Origin of the sequence: Bacteriovorax sp. BSW11_IV (assembly GCF_000447755.1) — a bacterium.
Classification (GTDB): domain Bacteria; phylum Bdellovibrionota; class Bacteriovoracia; order Bacteriovoracales; family Bacteriovoracaceae; genus BSW11-IV.
Window position 1 is genome coordinate 35,279 of sequence record NZ_AUNE01000025.1, and the last position, 20,642, is coordinate 55,920.

Annotated in this window: 26 protein-coding genes; 15 read left to right on the forward strand and 11 right to left on the reverse strand. The window is 35.1% G+C overall.

The genetic code is table 11. The features are described from left to right. Positions 1-8: 8 nt before the first annotated feature. Positions 9-1,469 (reverse strand): carbon starvation CstA family protein, encoded by a 1,461-nt coding sequence (locus M899_RS06750; protein WP_021270736.1) that lies wholly within the window; start codon positions 1,467-1,469, stop codon positions 9-11. A gap of 190 nt (positions 1,470-1,659) precedes the next feature. On the opposite strand from M899_RS06750, the gene M899_RS06755 reads away from it, so the two are divergent. The 4 genes from M899_RS06755 to M899_RS06770 all read left to right on the forward strand — a co-directional run bounded on the left by M899_RS06755 (position 1,660) and on the right by M899_RS06770 (position 3,588). Further along, entirely contained in the window at positions 1,660-2,361 is a 702-nt protein-coding gene (locus tag M899_RS06755; RefSeq protein WP_021270704.1) for a cytochrome b/b6 domain-containing protein, read from the forward strand. 264 nt (positions 2,362-2,625) lie between these two features. Next, a complete protein-coding gene (locus tag M899_RS06760) occupies positions 2,626-2,871 on the forward strand; it encodes a hypothetical protein (RefSeq protein WP_034728303.1) in 246 nt (81 codons plus the stop codon). Positions 2,872-2,884: 13 nt separating this feature from the next. After that, on the forward strand, positions 2,885-3,370 hold the full coding sequence (locus tag M899_RS06765) for a hypothetical protein (RefSeq protein ID WP_021270716.1): 486 nt from the start codon (positions 2,885-2,887) through the stop codon (positions 3,368-3,370). Between the two features lie 23 nt (positions 3,371-3,393). Further along, positions 3,394-3,588, forward strand: coding sequence for a cold-shock protein (locus M899_RS06770; RefSeq protein WP_021270737.1), 195 nt, complete (start codon positions 3,394-3,396; stop codon positions 3,586-3,588). A gap of 31 nt (positions 3,589-3,619) precedes the next feature. On the opposite strand, the gene M899_RS06775 is transcribed toward M899_RS06770, so the two are convergent. Beyond that, positions 3,620-4,333, reverse strand: coding sequence for a DUF3750 domain-containing protein (locus M899_RS06775; RefSeq protein ID WP_021270662.1), 714 nt, complete (start codon positions 4,331-4,333; stop codon positions 3,620-3,622). Between the two features lie 193 nt (positions 4,334-4,526). Here M899_RS06775 and M899_RS06780 point away from each other — a divergent pair, with 193 nt between their 5' ends. Then, on the forward strand, positions 4,527-6,488 hold the full coding sequence (locus M899_RS06780) for a methyl-accepting chemotaxis protein (protein WP_021270674.1): 1,962 nt from the start codon (positions 4,527-4,529) through the stop codon (positions 6,486-6,488). A gap of 28 nt (positions 6,489-6,516) precedes the next feature. Here M899_RS06780 and M899_RS06785 read toward each other — a convergent pair whose 3' ends face one another. Then, the gene (locus tag M899_RS06785) at positions 6,517-7,080 is read right to left on the reverse strand and encodes a TetR/AcrR family transcriptional regulator (protein ID WP_021270751.1); all 564 of its coding nucleotides are present in this window, start codon (positions 7,078-7,080) and stop codon (positions 6,517-6,519) included. Between the two features lie 193 nt (positions 7,081-7,273). Between M899_RS06785 and M899_RS06790 the strand changes: the two genes are divergently transcribed. Next, a complete protein-coding gene (locus M899_RS06790; protein ID WP_021270741.1) occupies positions 7,274-8,113 on the forward strand; it encodes a hypothetical protein in 840 nt (279 codons plus the stop codon). A 16-nt stretch (positions 8,114-8,129) separates the two neighbouring features. Next, positions 8,130-8,927, forward strand: coding sequence for a hypothetical protein (locus M899_RS18370; protein ID WP_021270731.1), 798 nt, complete (start codon positions 8,130-8,132; stop codon positions 8,925-8,927). Here the strand turns inward: M899_RS18370 and M899_RS06800 are convergent. Further along, positions 8,924-9,580, reverse strand: coding sequence for a LysE family translocator (locus M899_RS06800; protein WP_021270675.1), 657 nt, complete (start codon positions 9,578-9,580; stop codon positions 8,924-8,926). The two genes, M899_RS18370 and M899_RS06800, sit on opposite strands and share 4 nt — an antisense overlap. Before the next feature lie 38 nt (positions 9,581-9,618). After that, positions 9,619-10,110: a DUF2938 family protein gene (locus tag M899_RS06805; RefSeq protein ID WP_021270721.1), complete on the reverse strand. Its 492-nt coding sequence runs from the start codon at positions 10,108-10,110 to the stop codon at positions 9,619-9,621. Between the two features lie 73 nt (positions 10,111-10,183). Here M899_RS06805 and M899_RS06810 point away from each other — a divergent pair, with 73 nt between their 5' ends. Then, positions 10,184-10,567 carry a helix-turn-helix domain-containing protein gene (locus tag M899_RS06810; protein ID WP_021270647.1) on the forward strand — a complete coding sequence of 128 codons (384 nt, stop codon included), beginning with the start codon at positions 10,184-10,186 and terminating at the stop codon, positions 10,565-10,567. A gap of 3 nt (positions 10,568-10,570) precedes the next feature. On the opposite strand, the gene M899_RS06815 is transcribed toward M899_RS06810, so the two are convergent. Next, the gene (locus M899_RS06815; RefSeq protein ID WP_021270664.1) at positions 10,571-11,104 is read right to left on the reverse strand and encodes a sigma-70 family RNA polymerase sigma factor; all 534 of its coding nucleotides are present in this window, start codon (positions 11,102-11,104) and stop codon (positions 10,571-10,573) included. A 54-nt stretch (positions 11,105-11,158) separates the two neighbouring features. Between M899_RS06815 and M899_RS06820 the strand changes: the two genes are divergently transcribed. Beyond that, entirely contained in the window at positions 11,159-12,211 is a 1,053-nt protein-coding gene (locus M899_RS06820) for a cytochrome-c peroxidase (RefSeq protein ID WP_021270733.1), read from the forward strand. Positions 12,212-12,218: 7 nt separating this feature from the next. Beyond that, complete coding sequence (locus M899_RS06825; RefSeq protein ID WP_021270659.1) at positions 12,219-12,749, forward strand: hypothetical protein; 531 nt, start codon at positions 12,219-12,221, stop codon at positions 12,747-12,749. Here M899_RS06825 and M899_RS06830 read toward each other — a convergent pair. The 4 genes from M899_RS06830 to M899_RS06845 all read right to left on the reverse strand — a co-directional run bounded on the left by M899_RS06830 (position 12,714) and on the right by M899_RS06845 (position 16,229). Next, positions 12,714-13,643 (reverse strand): hypothetical protein, encoded by a 930-nt coding sequence (locus M899_RS06830; protein WP_021270701.1) that lies wholly within the window; start codon positions 13,641-13,643, stop codon positions 12,714-12,716. The genes M899_RS06825 and M899_RS06830 overlap by 36 nt on opposite strands. A 56-nt stretch (positions 13,644-13,699) precedes the next feature. Then, positions 13,700-14,938, reverse strand: a complete 1,239-nt coding sequence (locus M899_RS06835; protein ID WP_021270651.1) for a methyl-accepting chemotaxis protein — start codon at positions 14,936-14,938, stop codon at positions 13,700-13,702. A 162-nt stretch (positions 14,939-15,100) separates the two neighbouring features. Continuing rightward, complete coding sequence (locus M899_RS06840) at positions 15,101-15,445, reverse strand: zinc ribbon domain-containing protein YjdM (RefSeq protein ID WP_021270644.1); 345 nt, start codon at positions 15,443-15,445, stop codon at positions 15,101-15,103. Between the two features lie 76 nt (positions 15,446-15,521). Continuing rightward, on the reverse strand, positions 15,522-16,229 hold the full coding sequence (locus M899_RS06845; protein WP_021270667.1) for a YebC/PmpR family DNA-binding transcriptional regulator: 708 nt from the start codon (positions 16,227-16,229) through the stop codon (positions 15,522-15,524). Between the two features lie 157 nt (positions 16,230-16,386). On the opposite strand from M899_RS06845, the gene M899_RS06850 reads away from it, so the two are divergent. Together M899_RS06850 and M899_RS06855 are read left to right on the forward strand one after the other, a co-directional pair. After that, the gene (locus M899_RS06850; protein ID WP_021270743.1) at positions 16,387-17,043 is read left to right on the forward strand and encodes a glutathione S-transferase family protein; all 657 of its coding nucleotides are present in this window, start codon (positions 16,387-16,389) and stop codon (positions 17,041-17,043) included. 84 nt (positions 17,044-17,127) lie between these two features. Next, on the forward strand, positions 17,128-17,781 hold the full coding sequence (locus tag M899_RS06855; protein ID WP_021270719.1) for a hypothetical protein: 654 nt from the start codon (positions 17,128-17,130) through the stop codon (positions 17,779-17,781). Here the strand turns inward: M899_RS06855 and M899_RS17605 are convergent. Next, positions 17,778-18,299 carry a TlpA family protein disulfide reductase gene (locus M899_RS17605; protein ID WP_021270705.1) on the reverse strand — a complete coding sequence of 174 codons (522 nt, stop codon included), beginning with the start codon at positions 18,297-18,299 and terminating at the stop codon, positions 17,778-17,780. The two genes, M899_RS06855 and M899_RS17605, sit on opposite strands and share 4 nt — an antisense overlap. Before the next feature lie 151 nt (positions 18,300-18,450). Here M899_RS17605 and M899_RS06865 point away from each other — a divergent pair, with 151 nt between their 5' ends. From M899_RS06865 to M899_RS06875, 3 genes are read left to right on the forward strand one after another with little or no spacing between them, the layout of a single operon-like run. Further along, positions 18,451-19,215 carry a hypothetical protein gene (locus M899_RS06865; protein WP_021270726.1) on the forward strand — a complete coding sequence of 255 codons (765 nt, stop codon included), beginning with the start codon at positions 18,451-18,453 and terminating at the stop codon, positions 19,213-19,215. A gap of 36 nt (positions 19,216-19,251) precedes the next feature. Beyond that, entirely contained in the window at positions 19,252-20,019 is a 768-nt protein-coding gene (map, locus tag M899_RS06870; protein WP_021270671.1) for a type I methionyl aminopeptidase, read from the forward strand. Between the two features lie 6 nt (positions 20,020-20,025). Next, positions 20,026-20,619, forward strand: a complete 594-nt coding sequence (locus tag M899_RS06875; RefSeq protein ID WP_021270718.1) for a Crp/Fnr family transcriptional regulator — start codon at positions 20,026-20,028, stop codon at positions 20,617-20,619. Positions 20,620-20,642 lie beyond the last annotated feature (23 nt).

The window sequence follows — 20,642 nt, forward strand, 5'->3', positions numbered from 1 at the left end:
CACCTTTTTTATTTTGTATAAGATTTTTTATGAAATACAGCGAGTAGAATAATACAAATGACTCCTACAACAACACCAATAGGCTGGCTTGTTGATTGTGGCAAATTTAATCCGATGGCGGCAGTCATAATATAAGACACTGTTACCGCCGTACCGATTGCTGCTGGAATACTTGCAATCCAATGAAATGCTCTTTGTTGGAATAGATATTTAGTGGCCAGCCACATAACGCTTGTTGAAAGAAGCATATTTGAGAAAGCGAAGTATCTCCAAATTAGGGAGAAATCGATTTTTGTCATGAAGTAGGCAATAGTTAAAATTGGTACTGAAACGAGAAGACGGTTTTTAATACTTTGAGAAATATTGAAAGCATCAATAATTGTAAGTCTTAGTGAGCGAAATGCAGTATCTCCTGAAGTGATAGGAAAAATAGCAACAGCAAGTATGGCCATGATTCCACCAAAGGCCCCAAGGTACGAAGTCGCAATTTGATTTACAACGAGACCTGGTCCACCCTGTGCAAGGACTGATTTTAGTTCTACATATCCTCCTGGGAAAGCTGAAATTCCAGCTAAGGCCCAAACACAGGCCACAACACCTTCAGCCAACATGGCCCCGTAGAACACAGGGCGAGAATATTTTTCATTCGTTAGACATCTTGCAATGATTGGAGCTTGAGTCGAGTGAAAGCCACTAATCGCACCACAAGTAATTGTAACAAATAGAAGCGGCCATACAGGAGGACCATTCGGATCGCGATCTAGTAGCTCGTGTGTAAGGTGAGAGTGATTTAAAAAAGCAAAAAGATTTTCTATCTTTGGTAACTGTGGAGCATTAATTAATAGTGCTATTGCAATAGATGTAGTCATTACAACCATCAAAAGACCAAATAAAGGATAGAACTTCGTGATGATCTTATCGACAGGAAGAAGCGTTGCTAAAAAGTAATAACCAAGAATGGCCAATACCCAAAAGGCATTACTTGCAAACATTGTATCTTTAAAGACGTCGAGATTACTAATTAGACCAGCGGGGCTCATAATAAACACAACACCTACAAAGAAAAGGAGCATTGCTGTGAAAAGAAGCATGATCCCTTTAAAGTAGATATTTAAATAGTGACCAGCAATCTCTGGCAAACTTTTTCCATCTTCTTTGATGCTTAGAACACCTGAGAAAAAGTCGTGGACGGCACCTCCAAAGATATTTCCAAGGACGATCCAAATAAATGCTGTTGGTCCATAGACTGCGCCGAGGATTGGACCAAAGATCGGACCAACTCCTGCAATATTTAAAAATTGAATCAAAAAGGCCTTAACGGGTGATACTGGAACATAATCAACACCGTCTTCGAAACGCTTGCAAGGAGTTTCGTTGTTTTCATTAATGCGTGCCTGTTTTTCAACAAAGGGGCTATAGAATTTGTAGGCAAGGCCTAGGAGTGTAATACAAAGGAAAAAGGTTAACATAAAGAACTTCCATGAATAAGAATTGATTCTTTATTATAATCGTAAATTAAGAAATTTTAAGGTTGTTTTAATAAAAAAATATAGGGCAATTGACCCAATATGCTGATTTTAGTGAGTATAGGTCATCAAGCCTATAGTTTTTCTCTCGTAATTGTTCGATCTTAAAAGAAGATAAACAAGGAGAAGAAAAATGAAAAGTAAAAGGGCCTACGACTTACCAATTAGAATTTTTCATTGGTCGTTTGCAACTCTATTTGTAGTCTCATTCATAATCGGAAAATTTGTAGATGATGAGTCTCGTCTTTATGCTTACCATATGCTCTCAGGTTTAATGATGCTTGTTCTTGTCTTTTTAAGGGTTATATGGGGCTTTATTGGTTCTAGGACTTCGCGATTTACTGCTTTCATTTTAGATCCAAATGAAATTGTTAGCTATTTTAGCGATATTTTTACCAGCTCAACAAAGAGATATCTTGGGCATAATCCAGCATCAAGTTATGTCACAATTATATTAATACTTTTGACTTTAGCGATTAATCTGACAGGCATGATGATGTTACTCGGTATAAGTAAACACTTTTTTGAAGAGGTTCATGAAGTATTAGCACATCTTTTTTTGATTACTACTGTTCTTCATATTGGTGGAGTATTGTTTCATCAACTTTGTCACAACGATGGTATGATTACGAGTATGATAAATGGTAAAAAATTAGATGTTGAGAACGAGTCAGAAATCAGATCTAATCATATAATTGTCGCAATTGTTTTTGTTGTTCTAATTTTAAGCTCGGGCCAATACTTATTGAATAGATTTGATCATAAAACAGGAGAAATCTCATTGTTTGGCAATGTTCTTCAATTAACTGAGATTGAGCATGAAAATAAAGATTAAAGTAATGATTAAGTAACATATTGAACAAATTGAGATAGTTGTAACAAAATGAGCATCGAATATATATGTATTATTAACTCTAGTATTGTGTTAGAATAAAATATATTAAGTTTTCCTTTTCGTTTTTTATTTTTTCTAATTAAGTCAAACTTCGAAACCATCAGTAAAATTTAAGTTTCACAAATTATTTAAATTAAGACATAAGCCTTGAGTTCAAGGCGTGGGTGATTTTTATCTTATCCTTTGTCTTGAAATGAGAGGTGCATGATGAAGAAATTGTATAGTTGGAAAAGTAAAGCAGGGCAAAAAGACTATCTCGAAAGATTGAAAAAAAATAATACAGAGTCAGCTATTGAATACGATAAATCTAAGAATTTTGATCTTGGCGATTATATTCATCATGATAAGTTTGGGTACGGCTTTATTTTGAAAGTTATGAATCAGACTAAAGTTGAAGTTTTCTTTGCCGATGTTCAAAGAATTATGCTTCAAAATTGGTCAAATAAGTAGGATGGAAATATTAATGGAAAAGAATATTAATGTCGGAAAATATATAATTAGTACAGATGGTGATATTGGCAAGATTGTTGACGTTGTAAATCTTGAGCCTGGTGCTGAAGATTTTTTCAAAGTTAATTTTACAAAAAATAATTGCATTAACTATTTCTCAATGAAAAATACTAAAAACTATAGAATTTTAGCTTCAAAAGAGAATGTGCAAAAGGCAATTGATATTTTTAATACTCGTTATGAGCCGATAGAATATGATTCGACTCATGAGAAAATTAATGCACAAAAAGAAGCATTATCTGAAACGAATATTTGTGAAATTGCAAAAGTTCTCTCGATGATTAATCAGGAGAAAGAAGTCCATCCACAGGTGAATAAGACTTACACGATTGCTTTAGGAATGTTTATTGATGAGATAAAATTCGTTACAGGCAAAAAATTAACAGATATTTATGATTTATTAAAACTCAAGATCCCCGCAAAAAAGGGCAAGAAGTAGATATTTATTTTTTAGGAGAATTTATGGCAAATGGAACAGTGAAATTTTTTAATGATGCAAAGGGCTTTGGATTTATTACACCAGCAGATGGTGGTAAAGATATTTTTGTTCACGTATCAGCAGTTGATCAAGGAACTTTAAATGAAGGTGATAACGTTACTTACGAAGTAGGTGACGGGGCCAAAGGTCCATGCGCTGTTCAAGTTAAAATTTCATAACTATCGCAAAGAGATAAGGGTCGAATGACCCTTATTTTTTATCTTCAAATCCTACCCTTCCAATAAATGGTAGTTTTATCGCCGGTCCCCAGAAATCTAGTCCAAAGTGTAGACCTAATAAATTGAGTTCCAATCCTTCTTTGGCAGAAGCTGTTACACCGAGATAGCCAAATGCACTGAGCGTGTATCCCGTTTGTGAAGCTGTCTTTGAAACAAAAGTATCCGGTCCAAAATAGTCTTTTCCAATTGCGTTGGGTGGTAGCTCTATATTGAGTTCATCAATGTTGCGGATAAGATAAGAAATAAAAGTATTAGAATTTGGACCAGGCCATAAAACATAGCGATCTTGAAACGGGTAGTTTTTAACAAGGTCAGGAAGTTTAGCAATAATCTTAGATGCTTTTTCTCCACGTGCTTCAAAAAGAAGAGTGGGTGTACGGTCATACCAGAGTCGATCTGGAATATCTTTTTTTACATTAACAGTTGTCCCTTCATTTCTTAAGTTCCAAGACATAACTTGGGCGACGGTGTACTGAGTTTCATTTTTCTTTTTCCAAGTAATCCATGGATGCACCCCAAAATAGCCTCGCCAAGCAAAGGCCCTCGCGTGATAAATAAGAACGATATCTTCATTTATTTCACTGGCCTTAGGGGCCATGTTTGCACTTTGTCTTGAAGCGTTTTGCCAGTTCTTAGTTGAACAGGCCGATAGAAATAATAGAGAAAAGAGCAGTAGTGTTTTCATGGGCCCATTCTAACCTCAATTTATGATTAATGTCATGATTAGTACGTGAACTTAACAATAAATACTCGATTTCTTATGAAATTCTATGTCTTTTGCCTGTAACTCACCAAAAATAGGGAAAAGTTAATAATTGTGACTGTTTAGTTTTTCTGAATACTTCCGAAATAGTGGCATCGTTTTAAATGGAGTTTTTATGAGTCTTAAAAAGAAACTGGTGCTCGCTATTATGGGATCAATCCTTTTGGCCAGTTCAAGTATTTCGATTATTGTTTATGTTTATATGAAGAAAACTGTGACTGATACTGTAAATTCTGAACTCGACGCAAAGGTTGAACAATATCGCAGCACAACTCTTGCGTACTACAAAAGTAATTACAATTCTCTGGGCAGCTCAATTCGAGTTGCGAGTGATCAGATTAATAGCACAACTACTGGTGTTGATGACACTCAAAAAATTAATATGAAAATCATTCATCAAACGAGTAATGAACAGACAGACGTGACTATTGGGGCAATGAAAATTGATGGAAAAACTGTTTATCAAAATGATGAACTCATTGATCATATTGCTCATTTAACAGGAGGAGCGGTTACATTATTCCAAACAGTGGAAGAGGGACTTGTTCGAATTTCTACCAATATTAAAAAGGATGATGGGCAACGTGCAACTCGTACTTATATACCTAAAGACAATCCTATCTATGAAAAAATTATGAGTGGTGAAGATTACTACGGAAGAGCATTTGTTATAAATGAATGGTATCTCTCGATTTATCGCCCTATTAAAGTTGATGGAAAAATTATTGGAGCAATCTTTGTTGGGAAGGCCGAAAGTAATTTGAATGAACTTAAAGATGAAATTCGTAAGCAAAAATTTGGTGAAACAGGATACGCTTATATTGTCGATTACGATGGAAAGTTGATTGTTCATAACTCTATCGAAGGAAAATCTCTATATGATCTTCCAGATGCTGATGGAAAGATGTTTTTTCAAGAAATGCATACGATGAAAAATGGCATCCATACATACAATTGGAAACACCCCACAACGAATTCTATCTCTAAAAAAACAGTGGCCTTCAAATCAATTGATGAAATGCGCTGGATGATTGTCGCTGGTATGGATCACTCAGAAATGTATGAGCCAATTAATAGACTAGAAGTTTTTATTGTTCTAGTAACTGTCGGTATCTTGATAATAGGTTTTTTTCTATCGCTATATTTGCAAAAAACAATTTCTGGCCCATTAATTAGTGCAACTGAATCATTAACGAAAACAAGCTCAAAGGTTGATAATTCAATTGAGATAATCTTTAAACAAAGTAATGTCTTAAAAGATGGGACAACAAATCAGGCGAGTAGTTTGACTGAAACCTCACATAGTATAGATTTTATTAAAAATTCTATCGAAGATAATAATAGAGCTATTGAAAAATCTGTTGAAAGCGTCAGAAAGGGAATTGGCGCAACTGTTTCTGGAAAAGAGGCCGTTGATCAAATGATTGCTGCTATTCAAGAAATTGAAGTTTCAAACCACGATGTTGTGGCCCAAATTCAATCATCGACTGAAAAGATGAATGCTATTACACAAATCATCACTGAAATTGCTGAAAAAGCAAATGTCATCAACGATATTGTTTTCCAAACAAAGCTGCTTTCCTTTAACGCTTCGGTAGAGGCGGCGAGGGCAGGGGTGCACGGCAAAGGTTTTTCCATTGTTGCAGAAGAAGTAGGAAATCTTGCTAATATGTCAGGGCAGTCGGCGAGTGAGATTCAAGCGCTATTGAATGATGGAATTGCAAAGGTTGAGGAACTCGCCATGGCCAATAAAGTAGAAATGGAGCGAATTATTAAACAGAGTTCTGAAAAAATAAATCGCGGTATCCTTGTCGCAAGATCGTGCCAAGATGAACTAAATGGCATTGCCACAACGATTGGCGAAAGTGGAGAAATATCTAAAAATGTTATGGAAGCTTCCCACGGGCAATTTCAGAGTATATCTGAGATCAATGAAGCTGTTTTTAGATTAAATGAAATAACAAATAAAAACTTAGAAGTTTCAGATGAGACAAGTATGTCAGCAACAGGTCTAAAAAACGAATCTCAGAGTCTAAAAGGTGCTATCAACGAAGTTGTGACTGCTATCTTCGGATAATATTTAAGTCTAGTCTCATAACGTGAGACTAGACAAAATATTCTTTAAGTATCAATTTGAAAAATGTTTTTGAGATTTTTTTATAATGAGAGATATCTTCTATAAGTAATGTATGGACCATTAATCCGCAAAAATGCATATCAATCATCCGACAGGCTTCATCTAGTCTTGATTTAGATATCTTTATATCAAACTTTTTTTGATAAACTTGGGCCCATTCATTAATCGTTCTTTGCATCCATTCTTGCATAATTGTTTTATATTTCTTGTCAGTAAAAGTGTTACTTAAGAAGTATAGCAGTGAGCTGTACAGAACTTTCTGCTCATCAAAATCATCAAAAGCAAAATCTATGAGCACAATATGGAAGTGATTGATGTCCTTGAAGTCGAGTTCGCCAAAGGCCACAGTCAGTTCTGTCGTTATCTTTTCGGCCACTGCTAAAAAAATGTCATCAATACTGTCAAAATGATGATAAATTCCACCTTTTGATAGACCACTTATTTCTACCAGTCGAGCTGTGGTTAAAGATTTATGCCCTTCTTTTGAAAGAATCGCTAATGCTGAATTGATGATGAGTTGTCTTGTGTCCATGAATTGGATTGTAGCACCGACCGTTTGGTCTGTGCAAGTTTAAAAATCAAGAACTCTAAAGTTATGCCTAATTAAACAACACTGCCCAAAAATTGATTATTCCAACACATCTTTAAGTTACTGTTATTTCGTGTTCTTTCTGGCACATACATTGCTCTGTTATTTGAAACAGAATATTTTGCGGGGGCATAAAATGAAATTCAATCTATTACTGACTTCTTTTTTCTTAACATTAAACGTTTTCGCTATCGACTATTCAAAGTACGACGAGGCGTTGAGAAATATTCAAGACCCTGATCTTAAAAAGGCCTTAATTGAAAAAATGTCCAGCGAGATAGCAGAATCTTTGAAAGAAGCTCAATCACACAATGTTGATACTGATGTTTCTAATACAGAAAATTCTTCAGATACACAATTAGGTCCAAAAATTGAAAGAGAGGTGGCCACAATATCAACAGTATCAGAAGAGTCAGAAAAAATTAATGTCGTTAAAGATGGTTTTACAAAAGTAGAAACATTTGAAGAAACGCAAGACCTGAAATTTAACCTAGGGATAATTGGTGTCGCAAATAAGTACAAGATCGATAATACAGATATTAACTTTATCGGATCAAATTTAAGTGTTGGTTTAACAAAGAATATTTTACAACACAAACTACGTGGCCATTTGAATTACTTCAAAACTAAAGGTGATTCAGCAGACTATGATGGGAATAAATATGACTTAGCCAGTTTGGGACTGGCCATCGATTATAAAGGAATTGGAATTGGTGCTTCTTATTCATACTTTGTAAGTGAATATGTGGGTCTAGGTGGATATATCAATTATTCAGAAGGGAAACTCAAAGGAAAAATAAATGATGAATATTATTCATATGAAACATCTCTAATTGATTTTGGTGTGAGGCTCGATTTTCAAGTGAGTGCATGGAATCCTTATATTGCTATTGGTCCTTCATTTATTTCGGCAGATGGTGATGAAACATATCGTGGAATGAGTGCCTATGTAGGTCTTATTAATTTTGAATTCTAATTTAATGAGGATTGTCATGAGAAATATTTTTCTAATCACTTCTTTGCTTAGTCTTGTGAGCTGTGCTTCCTTAAACGGAAGAGAGAGAATCGCTGATTTAGTGAATATACAACCATCTGAGAAATATACGAGAGAATATATTTTGAATCTCTATGGCAGTCCAAATTATACAAAGGTAGAGGACCAAAAAAGAGTTGATATTTATACGATAGATAAGATTCAAAAGAATAAGGTCTTATGCAGAAATATCGAAGTTAGTTATGAGAGTAATCAACTTGTTAAGTCTAGAGATATTTCAGAGATCTCTGTTGATCTTCATGAAAGATGTATGAAGTTTGCGTTAAAAAAATCAAAGAAGAACTTTAAGAATTTTAATAAGATTAATGAAATGACTTCTAGAGAAGATTTAATTTATAACGTTGGTGCACCTGCAAGTATTTTCCTAAATGGTGATTATAAATATGAAGTTGTTGCAAAAAAAGGTGCTATCGTAGATTGTAAAGATTTTCGCATAGTTTTTGATAAGAACATTATTTTTAAAATTATCGATATTTCTACAAATGATACACAAATTCGTTGTAATAGGATTGCCTATGGTCATGCTGAGAATTTGAGATCACAGCATGACATTATTTCAGGATTATTGTTCGGCCAAAAAGAGCGCCATTCTGCTTCAAAAGGTCCTCTTTTTGATAAAGGCCTAGACAATAGTTGTCAGTGTCCAAATGATCGTGCAAGTGATGGTTCAAGATGTGGAAACCGAAGTGCTTATTATAGAAATGGAGGACTAGCTCCTGTTTGCTACTCTTTCTAATTTACTAAATTAAGCTTGCTAAGTGCAAGCTTAATTCCAAATGCCAATAAAGCTGTACCCGAAATTGCTTCAATCGCACTTCGAATCTTTTTATTCTGTAATTGATCTTTAAAAAAAGCAACAAAAACCCCTATGAAATAAAGCCAAAAAAAGCTCATCATAATATGAATTATAGCAAGCCCCATAGTCTGAAAAAAGATATTACCGTTGGAACTCGTAAATTGAGGTAAAAAGGTTAAGTAAAAAACAGCAACTTTAGGATTTAAAATATTTGTTAGAAGTCCTCTTTTAAATTCATTTTTCAATGAATTCATCGGATTTATTTTTAATGAATCTTTATCAAAGAGATGATCTCCTCTGTAGGCTTCATAAAGACCTTTAAATCCAAGATAGATTAAATATCCCGCGCCTATATATTTCATAAGCGTGAACAATGACTGCGAGCTTGATATAATGGCCGAGATTCCAATTGAGGATAGTAGGGCATGGAAAAATAGGCCCGAGCAAATGCCTAAAATAGAGGCGATCAGAATTTTCTTTTGACCAGAAAGGGAGCTTTTCAATACTAATGCAGTATCTGCACCTGGAGTAATGGCCAGAATAAAACATAGAGTAGTAAAAGTCAGAAGTGAAGGAGTCAAAGTATTATCCATAAACCATTATTACCATAATTTTAGTTTTCATTTTAGTATCATTTAACAATTGCTATAAGATGACAAGCTAGATAGAGACCAATCCCGTAAGCAATATGGGCCATGAGACTTTTAAGGCGGTTATGCCAAGGATGTTGTGTTTTACTTGCAGCGATCCCAAATCCAAAGCACGGTTGCATAATTAAAAATGGGGCCACTAATGTTAAAAGTGCTATCATTAATGATAATGTTAAATTTGGCATGACGAGGCAATTCACGTCTATTATAATTAATATCCCAGCAAATAGTATGCCGATTATATAGTGGGCCATTTGACCAACAAGTTGTTCATGGACAGCTGCGGGCATGTTCAAAATATTATTATGCTTGAAATGCCCTTTCGACATTAGAGAAATCCATCTCCCGAGTATTTTGTAATCAAGACCTTTAATATTAAAGAATGAACTCATTATGAGGGCCCACAGGTCCATGAACAATGTTGCAATTAGACCAACTATTAAAGACGATGCTAGGAAAGAAAAGAGACTCATTTTAACTCCAGTATGATATGTTAAAATCATAATACAACTTCAAGTCAACTTGAGGTCAAGTAGGGAGATGAAAATGATTGATATAAATGAGGTCTCAAAAAAGTCGGGTTTTGCTCCTTCTAAACTTCGCTATTACGAAGAAGTCGGCCTTATTAAATCAATAGGTCGCAAAGGCCTGAAGAGAATCTTCAATGAAAGTGTACTTTTGAATCTCTCTCTGATTTCTCTTGGTCAAGAAGTTGGATTTAGTCTTAAAGAGCTAAAGAATATGTTGGGATCGAATGGTCAATTTAAAATTAATCGTAATAAATTAATTGAGAAGGCCCATGAAATTGATTTGAAAATGAAGAAATTAAAGGCCGTTCGAGATGGATTACTGCATGCAAGTGCATGCCCTGAAAAATCTCATCTTGATTGTCCAAAATTTCAAAGCTATTTAAAGATTGCTAAGAAATAAGAGTTATTTCTTATTTTGACTTGTGAGCTTATTAAGAATTCGTGAAATTCGTACTTTTAGAGAGCCTTCAGATTTCCCAAATTTCTTAGAGAGCTCTTTCAGTGAATTACCAAACATTTTAAATTCAATGAGAAGGGACGTTTCATCTTCTTTTAAAAAATCAAGGGCAACATTAAGGTCATGAATAATTTCAATTTCATCAATTGAAGAGGTCTTTAAATCTAAATAATCATTAAGCTCGATACTTTCAGTTTTAAAGAGATTCTTTTCTTTCCTTAAATAATCAATATAGCGACTATAGCAAATCGTCTTTATCCAAGATGAGCACCCAAGTTGTTCATCAAAGATAGGCATTGATTGCCATAAGGAGAGTAGGCTGTTTTGTATGATATCTTCCTGGATCTCTGAAGAAAATTTATGGAAGCTTGCGGGGTAAAAAGCAAATTTTTCACTTTTAAGTAAAGTTGTTAAGGTCTCGAAATTTTGAGTTTCTTTGGTGTCTTTTAAAACTTCACACCAATTAATTTTTTTGTTCAAAAAAATGTAACCTTTTTCTTCGTGGGCCGTATAAGTAGTAAAAATGGAGATTTTATGAAAATTATACTTCTTTTACCCTTATTCGCAATGGTTTCATGTTCAAGTCCTAAATTTGTAGAAGACAATACTGAAGTTGGAAATACTTTCAAACAGGCCAAGGAAGAGTTTAGAAATGGTCTTAATGGTATTACGTATTTTGGTGATAAAAGACCTTCTGATGAAATTATTGACCTTGGAACAAAGTTATTCTTTGAAACAAGACTAAGTCAAAATGGAACTGTCAGTTGTTCTCGTTGTCACTTACCACAATTACATTTTAGTGATGGGCTAGAGAAATCACGAGGAACTGAAGATAGACAAGCACCTAGAAATGCTCAAACTGTATTAAATACAGCAGGGCAGTTCCTACAGCACTGGATTGGAGATCGTGAAAGTGTTGAAGCTCAGGCCATTCATTCATTTACTGTAAAAGTTCCTTTTGCTCTTAAAGATCATGCAGAACTTAGAGAGAAGCTTATTTCTGCAAATTACAGTGATCTTTTCAAGAAGGCCTATCATGGATTAGATATTAAAAAAAGTGATCCTAAATTAGTTGCTGAAAAAACCGCCTTTGCTATCGGTGCCTATGAAAGAACTCTTGTCGGCCCAGCTCGTTTTGATGATTTTTTAGCAGGCAATATTACCGTACTTGATTCAAAAGAATTGAGGGGGCTAAAAAAATTCATGGAATTTGGCTGTAGCTCTTGTCACAGTGGAGAACTTGTTGGTGGGGAAATGTTCCAAAAGTTTGGAGTGGCGCATGATTATTGGAAATTTACAGGGTCAAAAAATGTAGATCTTGGAAGATTTCTTTTAACAAAAGATGAGAATGATAAATATTATTTCAAAGTTCCACCTTTGAGAAATGTAATCTATACGGCACCATACTTTCACGATGGTAGTGTTAATGATTTAGAAGAAGCTATTCGCATTATGGGGAAAGTACAATTAGATCTGGACTTAACAAAAGATGATATTAGTGATTTGAAATCTTTCCTCGGAAGTTTGTCGACAAAAGGGGAATATTTAGAGAAACTTAAAGTTGTGCCAAATCTTCCGCACAAATAGGAAATAAATGAGAGCAAAACTATTGATGCTTTTTTTAGGGATTTCAATTAGCGCCTTGTTCTTAACAAGGCACTACGAATTACACCTAGGCAATCATAACCTTTCACTTGTACTAAGTGTTATGGCGGCCACGCTCGCATTTGTTTTTGCTCTCGTCTTTTTTGTTCTAAGTTTCAATCACTGTACCTTTAGAAAGAACCTGTATTTGAATACTGATAAACTAGGGCTTTCAATGGTGGTGTCATTACTTGTGCTACAGGCAATGACGTATTTTGTTCATGTTGATGGAATGGAAAGTCACAATTGTCTTCAATATGTTGGTCTACAATTTGCTGCAGGTTTAGCATTAGGATTTTTATTTGTTCGCAAAGTAAAATTCTTGCATAAAAAATTACTTCTAAAGCAAATAATGTGGGGGCTTTTCTTTGTAGCTTCAGGGATGCTTTTTTTGACTTGTGGATCAAATGCACTTGAGCATATATCGCTTTCTCATATCCTACCATTACTCATTTACAGTTTCATCATTTTCATCATCTGAGAGCCAATTGTAGAGCTCATAGAGGCCATAAGTGGCCATAGTCCCTGTAGAAAGTAGAACTGTGAAAAAAGCAATGTCTGATGTATGGCCACGATTTAAGTCATCATCAAGTCTATTTTGCTTGAAAGTCGCGTAGTCATATCTTTTATTTTTCCAATTGAGTTTTAAATAATCAATTAGCTGATATTGATTTGCCTCTAGACTTATAAGAATCAACTTATATTCATTAGGATCAATTTTTCTTTTTAATTGTTCGGCCTTATCCCTTAGAATATCAAGTTCCTTTTGTGGAACGGCCGAAAGATAAAGCCATTCAGCAGAGATTGCACCCATTTCATCTAAAAAATTTGATCGTTCATATTCATTTTCATAAAATGTTTTTTTATAATCAGCGGGAGAGATATTTTTAGATTTTGCCAGAACTTGTTTCAGAGCGTGCTCCGTTTCATGGGCCAATGTTGAATAGGTTAAAAAACTATCTGCGAGTGATTTTAGTGAATAGACTCGTATTTCACCCGAAGATTTTTCTGTAGCAAAGGAATAGCTACCATTATGTGAGTCAGAATTTCTAATATACTCAGTTTCGCTTACAAGTTTTTTTAGCTCATTTGCTTGGGTCTCAGTTAGTGTCTCAGTTATTCTCATCAAATAGAGGTCAAATAATTTTTTTGCCTTTACCTGTGATGTCAGTTCATCATTATTTAAAAATGACAGGTCCATTCCTCGATAGAATCTCTCTTTGTAATTGAAAAATTTCTTGTTGCGTGAGAGGAAGAGCTCCTCAATTTTTATTTGGCAATCACTCTTGGCCGCAAAAGTTATTTGCGGTACTAAAATTGTTACCAAAAGGAACAATTGTCCAAAAAATGTACATTTATTCTTTATATTATTCATCTAAACCTGCTCATTTACCTATATTAAAGCAATGAGCATGCCAAGACTGCTAGTGACTAAATAAGACGACGATAGGCCTCTTTTGCCTTTCTTATCGCATCAGCACTTGGTTTAGAGCGAACAGATAGGTAGCCCACGCATTCACCATTTTCATAACAAGGAAAGACGATGGCCTTAACCCAATAGATTCTTCCTTCACGTCCACGATTGACAACATAACCTTGCCACAGCTTTTGAGACTTAATAACATTCCACAGATCTCCAAAGGCCGTTTTAGGCATATCTGGATGGCGAATAATATTATGGGGCTTTCCTACAAGAGCCCCTTTTTCATATTGTGCAACTTTGTAAAAACTTTCATTGGCAAAAGTAATGATTCCTCGTTTATCTGTTGCTGAAATGAGAATATCATTTTCATCAAGAATATACTCAGGCTCATCGTGAGAAAATCTTTTGGCATTAATATAGTCACTCGTTTGTACTAGGGGAGCAAGTCGCTCAAGAGGATCCATTGAAAGAGTTTTATTTTGATTTACAAGTGCTAATAGGTAAGAGAAGGCCTTTGCAATTGTATCAAGCTCACTTACATCCATTTCCATTTTTTCAGAAGAGTTTTCAAGGCTATTGAAGCTATTTAGTGACTCTATGACTAATTTTTTTGAGTTCTTAGTAATGGTATTGATATTGTCTGCTTGATCTTTTGTCGTGAGCATAACATTCATTGATTTATTCATTTTCTCACGACTAGATTGGATATTTGTCGAAAGATCATTAATTGATTCACCAATAAGACGGATCTTATTTTGAATATCTTCATTTGCAGATTTTGTTGTCTTAGAAAGTTCCTTAACTTCATTCGCTACTACTGCAAAACCTTTTCCTTCTTCTCCCGCCCTAGCTGCCTCAATTGTAGCATTTAGCGCTAGAAGGTTTGTTTGATCGGCAATGGCATTAATTGTTTTAAGAAGCTTATTCACGTCTTCAAACTTATCTTCTAAGACTTGCATTTTTTGATACACTTCTTCTAATTGTGTTGAGCTCTCTTTTGTATCATTGGCCAGTTCGTGCACTTTAGAATGAATTTGTCCGGCCTCTTGATTGATATGATCAATTTCATCTTTGATTAAATTGAAATCAGAAATACTTTTTCCTATCGTTCCGATTTGTTCAATAATTGAACTATGGGTACGATGAGAGATTGTCATTAGTTCTTGACCAGAGTTTCCAATCAATTCATATCGAAGTTGTTCTTCATCAAAATTTAGAATTTCAATTTTACTGTCACCGTCTGCCATAAGATTCCTGATTTTAATTATTATTAAATTATCATTAAGTAACGGATAGAAATAAAGAGTTTTTTAGGGAAAAGAATCTAAATTTGAGATTTAATTTAGAAAAAGAACTTGATCGTTTTACTTAAAAAATAAAACCTGTCATAAGACAGGTTTTATTATGTTTTATGCTTTCTTTACGACTGAACATTTCAAATAAACTGAACCAATTCCATCAATCTTACATGAAATATCATGGCCATCAACAGGGTCATCGAGAAGTCTAATTTTCTTCACTTTTGTACCTGTTTTGATAGTCGTTCCACCGGCCTTTAAATCTTTAACAACAGTAACGGCATCACCATCTTGAAGTTGATTGCCATTGGCATCTAAAAATTTTGGTGCATCTGCTACTTCTGTTTGTGCTTCTAATGTCCATTCATTAAAGCATTCAGGGCAAATCCACATTTGACCATCTGTATAGCCATAAGGTGAATTACATTTTGGGCAAGTTTGAGTATCGTCGCTCATTTGTTTTATCCTTTATCAAGTGTGATTGATTACTAATATGCCATCAACTAAAAAGGGCCTTGCTAGGCCCTTCTATTTAATCTAGATTATCGTAAACAGTTACAACGTCATCGTCTGCTTCAAGCATATCGATTAGCTTTTCAACTTGTTCAAGAGTTTCTTCATCAACTTCTTTATAAGTTAATGGGATTCTTACAAGTCCAGCTTCTTCAGGTGTAATGTTCATCGATTGAAGTTTGTCTTGGATTGAACCGAAAGCTTCCATTGGTCCTTTTACTTCATACATGTCATCTTCAAGCTCAACATCTTCAGCTCCTGCATCGATTAGTTCTAGTGTGAACTCATCTTCATCAATACCTTCAGCAGGGATTGTAAATACGGCCTTTCTTTCGAAGATAAACTCAAGTGAGCCATTCACTCCAAGTGATCCACCACATTTTCTAAAATAACTTCTTACGTTACTTACAGTTCTAGTTACGTTATTTGTTGATGTTTCTACGAAAATGGCCACACCATTTGGTCCGTAGCCTTCATAAGTTACATCTTCATAGCCAACGCCATCAGAACCCTGGCCTTTTTTAATGGCCCTATCAATATTGTCTTTTGGAACGTTGAACTTCTTACATCTTTCAATAGCGACTTTTAGAAGGAAGTTTGTATCGGGGTCAGGTCCACCGTTCTTAGATGCTTTGAAAACATCTTTAAGTGCTCTAGTGTAAACTTGTGCCTTTGCCTTGTCTGAGGCGCCTTTTTTTGCTGCAATTTTTGCTGATTTTCTTCCCATAATTTGATCTTTTTTTGAAAGGTTAATTTTGGGTTATTTTCGCTATTTTCACTTTATCTGTAAATTATTTGTTAAAGGAGTTGGGTCAGTTTTTTTTATTTTGCCGTGCGTGAGTTGATTGTTATAATTGGAATAAATTCTGGATAAGAGGTTGTAAATGAATACAATTATTAGCTTTGGGCTGTGCCCCTATGTTCAACGTTCATTAATTACGATGAATTATAAAAATGTCCCATACGAAGTAAAATATATTGATCTATTCAATAAGCCAGATTGGTTTTTGAAACTTTCCCCGCTTGGTAAGGTTCCCATTTTACTTGTTGGGGATGAAGTTCTCTATGAATCAGCAGTTATTAATGAATATATCGACGAGACAACTCCTGGCAGTCTTTTGCCAATGGATCCTTTATTAAAGGCCAAGGATAGGGCAACAATTGAGCTTGCGAGTGTGGTTCTTACCAATTACTTCAATGCTGCAATTGCCACTGATAAGGAAAGCTACGAGAAGCATAGAGCAGATCTTGAAAAAAATCTTACGACATTGTTATCAGGCTTTCATGGACCCTTTTTTAAAGGCACCGAACTTTCATTAGTAGATACTTCTTTTATCCCTGGGCTTCAACGTATTCTTCTTACTAAGAATATGTATCAAGACCTACAAATAAGTTCACAGATAAGAGCTAAATTTGATCAGTGGGCCAAGGAATCAATGTCTAAAGACTTTGTTAAAAAGTCAGTGCCCGCTACTTTTGAGAGTGATTTTGATACATATTTAGTTAATAGAAACAGCTACATACACCTGTTTAAGAAATAAACAGCGATAGTAAATATTTCAATCCCAAAGAAAATTCATTCATAGCACTCTATAATTTGGTCAAATTCAAATTATAGGTGTGTTATGAAAGCCGTTATAAAAAAAATCAGATTTATTTTAATCTTGGGTTCATTGATTCAAGGGAGTGTCGTTGATGCTCATACAATCATTAGGGCCGAAGATACGCCACGTAAGTATATTAAGGCGGAAGAAATTGAAAAAAATCAATTTCGCTTTAGTGAATGTAGTGGCGATATTGAAAGTCTTCAATGCGAAGAACTCGAAGGTATAACTCGTACTTACAGTAGAAAAGAAATTAAAAAATTAGCTGATATGAATGAAAGATATGCCTACTATGCCGCTGGAGCAGATGTCGTCATTGGTGTGGCCTCCCTTTATTTTGGACTAATTATCGGAGCAAAGGCCACTGCTGCATATTATGCAGGAGCGGGAATAAGCCTTGATGGTGGAGTTGCAGCAGTTGGTGGAACATTGTACGGAGTACCCAGTGGTGCGGCCGTAGGTACTGGGATTACAGTTGCTCTAGATGCTCTAGACCCTTTTGTTCATAGAGATATGTCGATTGCTTATGAGGAAATTATTGGTGTTGCTTCTGATTCGAACTTAGAAGATGTTGAAGCCGTTGAAGTCGAAGGCAATATAATGCTAGAAATTGAAGATATTGAATTCGAGCAATTGAAAAATAAAATCATTGATCAATTACAAGAGCTCGATTAGTTTTTAATAAATTTTTCCGCTTTCCAAATTCCAAATAAACTCATACCTGAAGAGGCCGATTGAATTCGGCCTTTTTCAATGAATAAAGTCGTAGGAGTGGATTGTATATTAAGCTTTTGTGACAACCCTGGCACATCTAAAAATGTAAACGGATAGGGCGAAGATGCTAAAAACTTCTTTATAATAATCTCACTCTCATAGGGATTGATGGCCACAATTTGTTCTTTCTTTATTTTTCCTTCTTGCACTGATTTATCAAGTCTATTCATTTCCACCTTACAAGGTCCACACCAAGTTGCCCAAAATATAGCGATGACTTTTTCATCAAAAGGTGGGAATGATTTTATCTGTCCATTTGAAATGTCTTTTGCTTGGTAGCTCTCGAGAGTTGTGTCAGTCGTTTTGAAATTGTTGATTATGACAGGTGCCTGTTTGTAGAAAAAGAAAAGTAAAATAACGAATGTAACGATATTACCTTTATCTAATATTATTTTTTTTAATGTAGATTTCAAATTCATAGTCTCTTTTTATTTTTTATGCTCAAATCTATTTAGAATTTATCACGGAGTAGCATTGGGATAAAGTGCGTTGTGACAAAGTTTTAAACATATTGCGTAGTTTTTATAATAATCTATAAATATGGCGGAAATTAGTTAAAATGCAGCCCAAATGAAGCTTTATTTTATTCTCATCTTAAATACTTTTTCTTTTTTCTTCGCAAGCAACACTCTGGCCGCAAATTGCTATCAGGATATGAATGTGTTCATTTCTAATGTCTATGGAGAGCAAATTGATCTCGATATGATGGATTTGAATATGCAATTTTATAAGGATTTTGTTTCTTCTAAAACTGATGAGCAAATAATTGATCTCAATTACGCAATGATTGATGAGATGGATAAAATTCCATATTCATCTTTAAAAGAAACAACAAAAGAAGATATTCAAGCCATTTTAGATAGTGTTCGTTCTAAAGAATTTATTCAAAAAAGTTGTGGCCGAGTAAACGAATATGATCCCAATAATCAAGTTGGATTTTGTTTCGGTCGTGCAATGGCCACTCATCTTGAGGCACTGAAAAATAGAATTGATAAGCAATCTATTTTAAAACTGTGGTTAGTTGGAGAGTTTGAAAATGCTCATTGGAATCACCATGTGGCGGTAATCCTTAGGGCCAATGATAGGAAGTGGTATGTTCTAGACCCACTTTTTAGTCGTATATTTACAACCAGTGAGTATGTATCGCACTTTAATAGACAGTATGGTTATCGTTTAGCGATGGTTCCGACAAATCCTAAAAGATTTCTTTCGGCAAAATCAAAACTTGAAAAAAGTTATGCTCGCTACAATAAAAAAAATCTAAGTTATGACTTTTCTAGCATGGAAATATTTTGGAAAGAGTTCTTTGCAGACCTATTAAAAGAAATGCGCTAGAATGTCCCCTGGGAAATTGATCTAAAAGGAAATCTTATGATATCACTAAAGACTGAAGAAGATCTTGTTCTCTACCGTGAGACAGGAAGAATCGCAGGAGAAATATTAACTCGTCTTATTCCAGAAGTTAAGGCAGGTGTTTCGACATACCATATTGCTAAATTAGCTGAGAAATGGATTCGAGAAGATTACGATGCCATTCCTTCATCAATAGGCCAATATGATTTTCAATTTGCTCTCAATTCATCAGTTAATAATGTCGTTTGCCATGGCGTTCCTTCTGAAAGTGAAATCTTAAAAGATGGTGATATAGTCAACCTCGATGTCACAGTAAAAAAACATGGCTTCATCGCTGATACTTCTCGCATGTATATTGTTGGAGAGGCCAGTGAAGATGCTAAGAAGCTCTGTGAAGCTACGAGAGAAGCGCTTTTCAAAGGGATCGAACAAGTTAAACCAGGTAATACCCTTGGAGATATTGGTTTCTATGTTCATAAGCATGCAACTAGAAATGGTTACAGTGTCGTAAAAGAGTACTGTGGGCATGGAATTGGACGCAGTATGCATGAAGAACCGCAAGTTCTTCACTATGGTAAAAAAGGCAAAGGACTTAAACTTCAAAAAGGAATGGTCTTCACTATAGAACCAATGCTTAACGAAGGAAGTGGTGGCATTAAACATCTAGAAGATGATTGGACAGTAGTTACTCAAGATGGAAAACTATCAGCACAATGGGAGCATACCATTGCTGTCACCGATAATGGTTTTGAAATTCTAACTCTACGAGATGAGGAGAGAGGCTAGTCATCTATGGAACTTGAAGCTTTTTCACATCTTAGAAAAGTAATGGATACCTATTATGTCTTGTCTGAACAAGCTTGGCAGGGAATCTTATCTATTTCAAAGGTGAGAAAGGTTAAAAAAGGTGAAAGGCTTGTTGAGTTTGGCGATATCCCTACATCTATTTTCTTTTCACATATTGGGCTTTATAGGGCCTATATAATTTCTGAAGACGATGCAAAAGAAGTTAATAAGAACTTTTTTGCAGAAGGGCGCTTTCCTGCGAGTATTGCAGCGGCCCTAACTCAAAGCGAATCCTCCCTGTGTATTGAGGCCCTAGAAAATGGGGTTGTGATCGAACTTGATCACAAAAAGTATCGCGCTCTCTTAGACGTTCATCACGATCTTAAATGGTACCAAATCGTTTATCTTGAACGTCACTGGTTATTAGAAAAAGATCCTTTAGTGACCTCTCTTTTAAGCCAAGAAGCAAAGGAGAGGTATCAGGTATTCAAAGAAGAAAACCCAGGTCTGGTGGATCGCATCCCGCTCTATCACTTGGCCTCAAATTTGGGAATTACACCAACACAACTCAGTAGAATCAGAAAAAATCTAAAAAATTAGTCTTTTTTCAACATATGTAAAGG

Bases quoted from the DNA above. Each gene is read 5' to 3' on its own strand.
- M899_RS06750 (WP_021270736.1), bottom strand. From the start codon at position 1,469: ATGTTAACCTTTTTCCTTTGTATTACACTCCTAGGCCTTGCCTACAAA.
- M899_RS06755 (WP_021270704.1), top strand. From the start codon at position 1,660: ATGAAAAGTAAAAGGGCCTACGACTTACCAATTAGAATTTTTCATTGG.
- M899_RS06760 (WP_034728303.1), top strand. From the start codon at position 2,626: ATGATGAAGAAATTGTATAGTTGGAAAAGTAAAGCAGGGCAAAAAGAC.
- M899_RS06765 (WP_021270716.1), top strand. From the start codon at position 2,885: ATGGAAAAGAATATTAATGTCGGAAAATATATAATTAGTACAGATGGT.
- M899_RS06770 (WP_021270737.1), top strand. From the start codon at position 3,394: ATGGCAAATGGAACAGTGAAATTTTTTAATGATGCAAAGGGCTTTGGA.
- M899_RS06775 (WP_021270662.1), bottom strand. From the start codon at position 4,333: ATGAAAACACTACTGCTCTTTTCTCTATTATTTCTATCGGCCTGTTCA.
- M899_RS06780 (WP_021270674.1), top strand. From the start codon at position 4,527: ATGAGTCTTAAAAAGAAACTGGTGCTCGCTATTATGGGATCAATCCTT.
- M899_RS06785 (WP_021270751.1), bottom strand. From the start codon at position 7,080: ATGGACACAAGACAACTCATCATCAATTCAGCATTAGCGATTCTTTCA.
- M899_RS06790 (WP_021270741.1), top strand. From the start codon at position 7,274: ATGAAATTCAATCTATTACTGACTTCTTTTTTCTTAACATTAAACGTT.
- M899_RS18370 (WP_021270731.1), top strand. From the start codon at position 8,130: ATGAGAAATATTTTTCTAATCACTTCTTTGCTTAGTCTTGTGAGCTGT.
- M899_RS06800 (WP_021270675.1), bottom strand. From the start codon at position 9,580: ATGGATAATACTTTGACTCCTTCACTTCTGACTTTTACTACTCTATGT.
- M899_RS06805 (WP_021270721.1), bottom strand. From the start codon at position 10,110: ATGAGTCTCTTTTCTTTCCTAGCATCGTCTTTAATAGTTGGTCTAATT.
- M899_RS06810 (WP_021270647.1), top strand. From the start codon at position 10,184: ATGATTGATATAAATGAGGTCTCAAAAAAGTCGGGTTTTGCTCCTTCT.
- M899_RS06820 (WP_021270733.1), top strand. From the start codon at position 11,159: ATGAAAATTATACTTCTTTTACCCTTATTCGCAATGGTTTCATGTTCA.
- M899_RS06825 (WP_021270659.1), top strand. From the start codon at position 12,219: ATGAGAGCAAAACTATTGATGCTTTTTTTAGGGATTTCAATTAGCGCC.
- M899_RS06830 (WP_021270701.1), bottom strand. From the start codon at position 13,643: ATGAATAATATAAAGAATAAATGTACATTTTTTGGACAATTGTTCCTT.
- M899_RS06835 (WP_021270651.1), bottom strand. From the start codon at position 14,938: ATGGCAGACGGTGACAGTAAAATTGAAATTCTAAATTTTGATGAAGAA.
- M899_RS06840 (WP_021270644.1), bottom strand. From the start codon at position 15,445: ATGAGCGACGATACTCAAACTTGCCCAAAATGTAATTCACCTTATGGC.
- M899_RS06845 (WP_021270667.1), bottom strand. From the start codon at position 16,229: ATGGGAAGAAAATCAGCAAAAATTGCAGCAAAAAAAGGCGCCTCAGAC.
- M899_RS06850 (WP_021270743.1), top strand. From the start codon at position 16,387: ATGAATACAATTATTAGCTTTGGGCTGTGCCCCTATGTTCAACGTTCA.
- M899_RS06855 (WP_021270719.1), top strand. From the start codon at position 17,128: ATGAAAGCCGTTATAAAAAAAATCAGATTTATTTTAATCTTGGGTTCA.
- M899_RS17605 (WP_021270705.1), bottom strand. From the start codon at position 18,299: ATGAATTTGAAATCTACATTAAAAAAAATAATATTAGATAAAGGTAAT.
- M899_RS06865 (WP_021270726.1), top strand. From the start codon at position 18,451: ATGAAGCTTTATTTTATTCTCATCTTAAATACTTTTTCTTTTTTCTTC.
- map (WP_021270671.1), top strand. From the start codon at position 19,252: ATGATATCACTAAAGACTGAAGAAGATCTTGTTCTCTACCGTGAGACA.
- M899_RS06875 (WP_021270718.1), top strand. From the start codon at position 20,026: ATGGAACTTGAAGCTTTTTCACATCTTAGAAAAGTAATGGATACCTAT.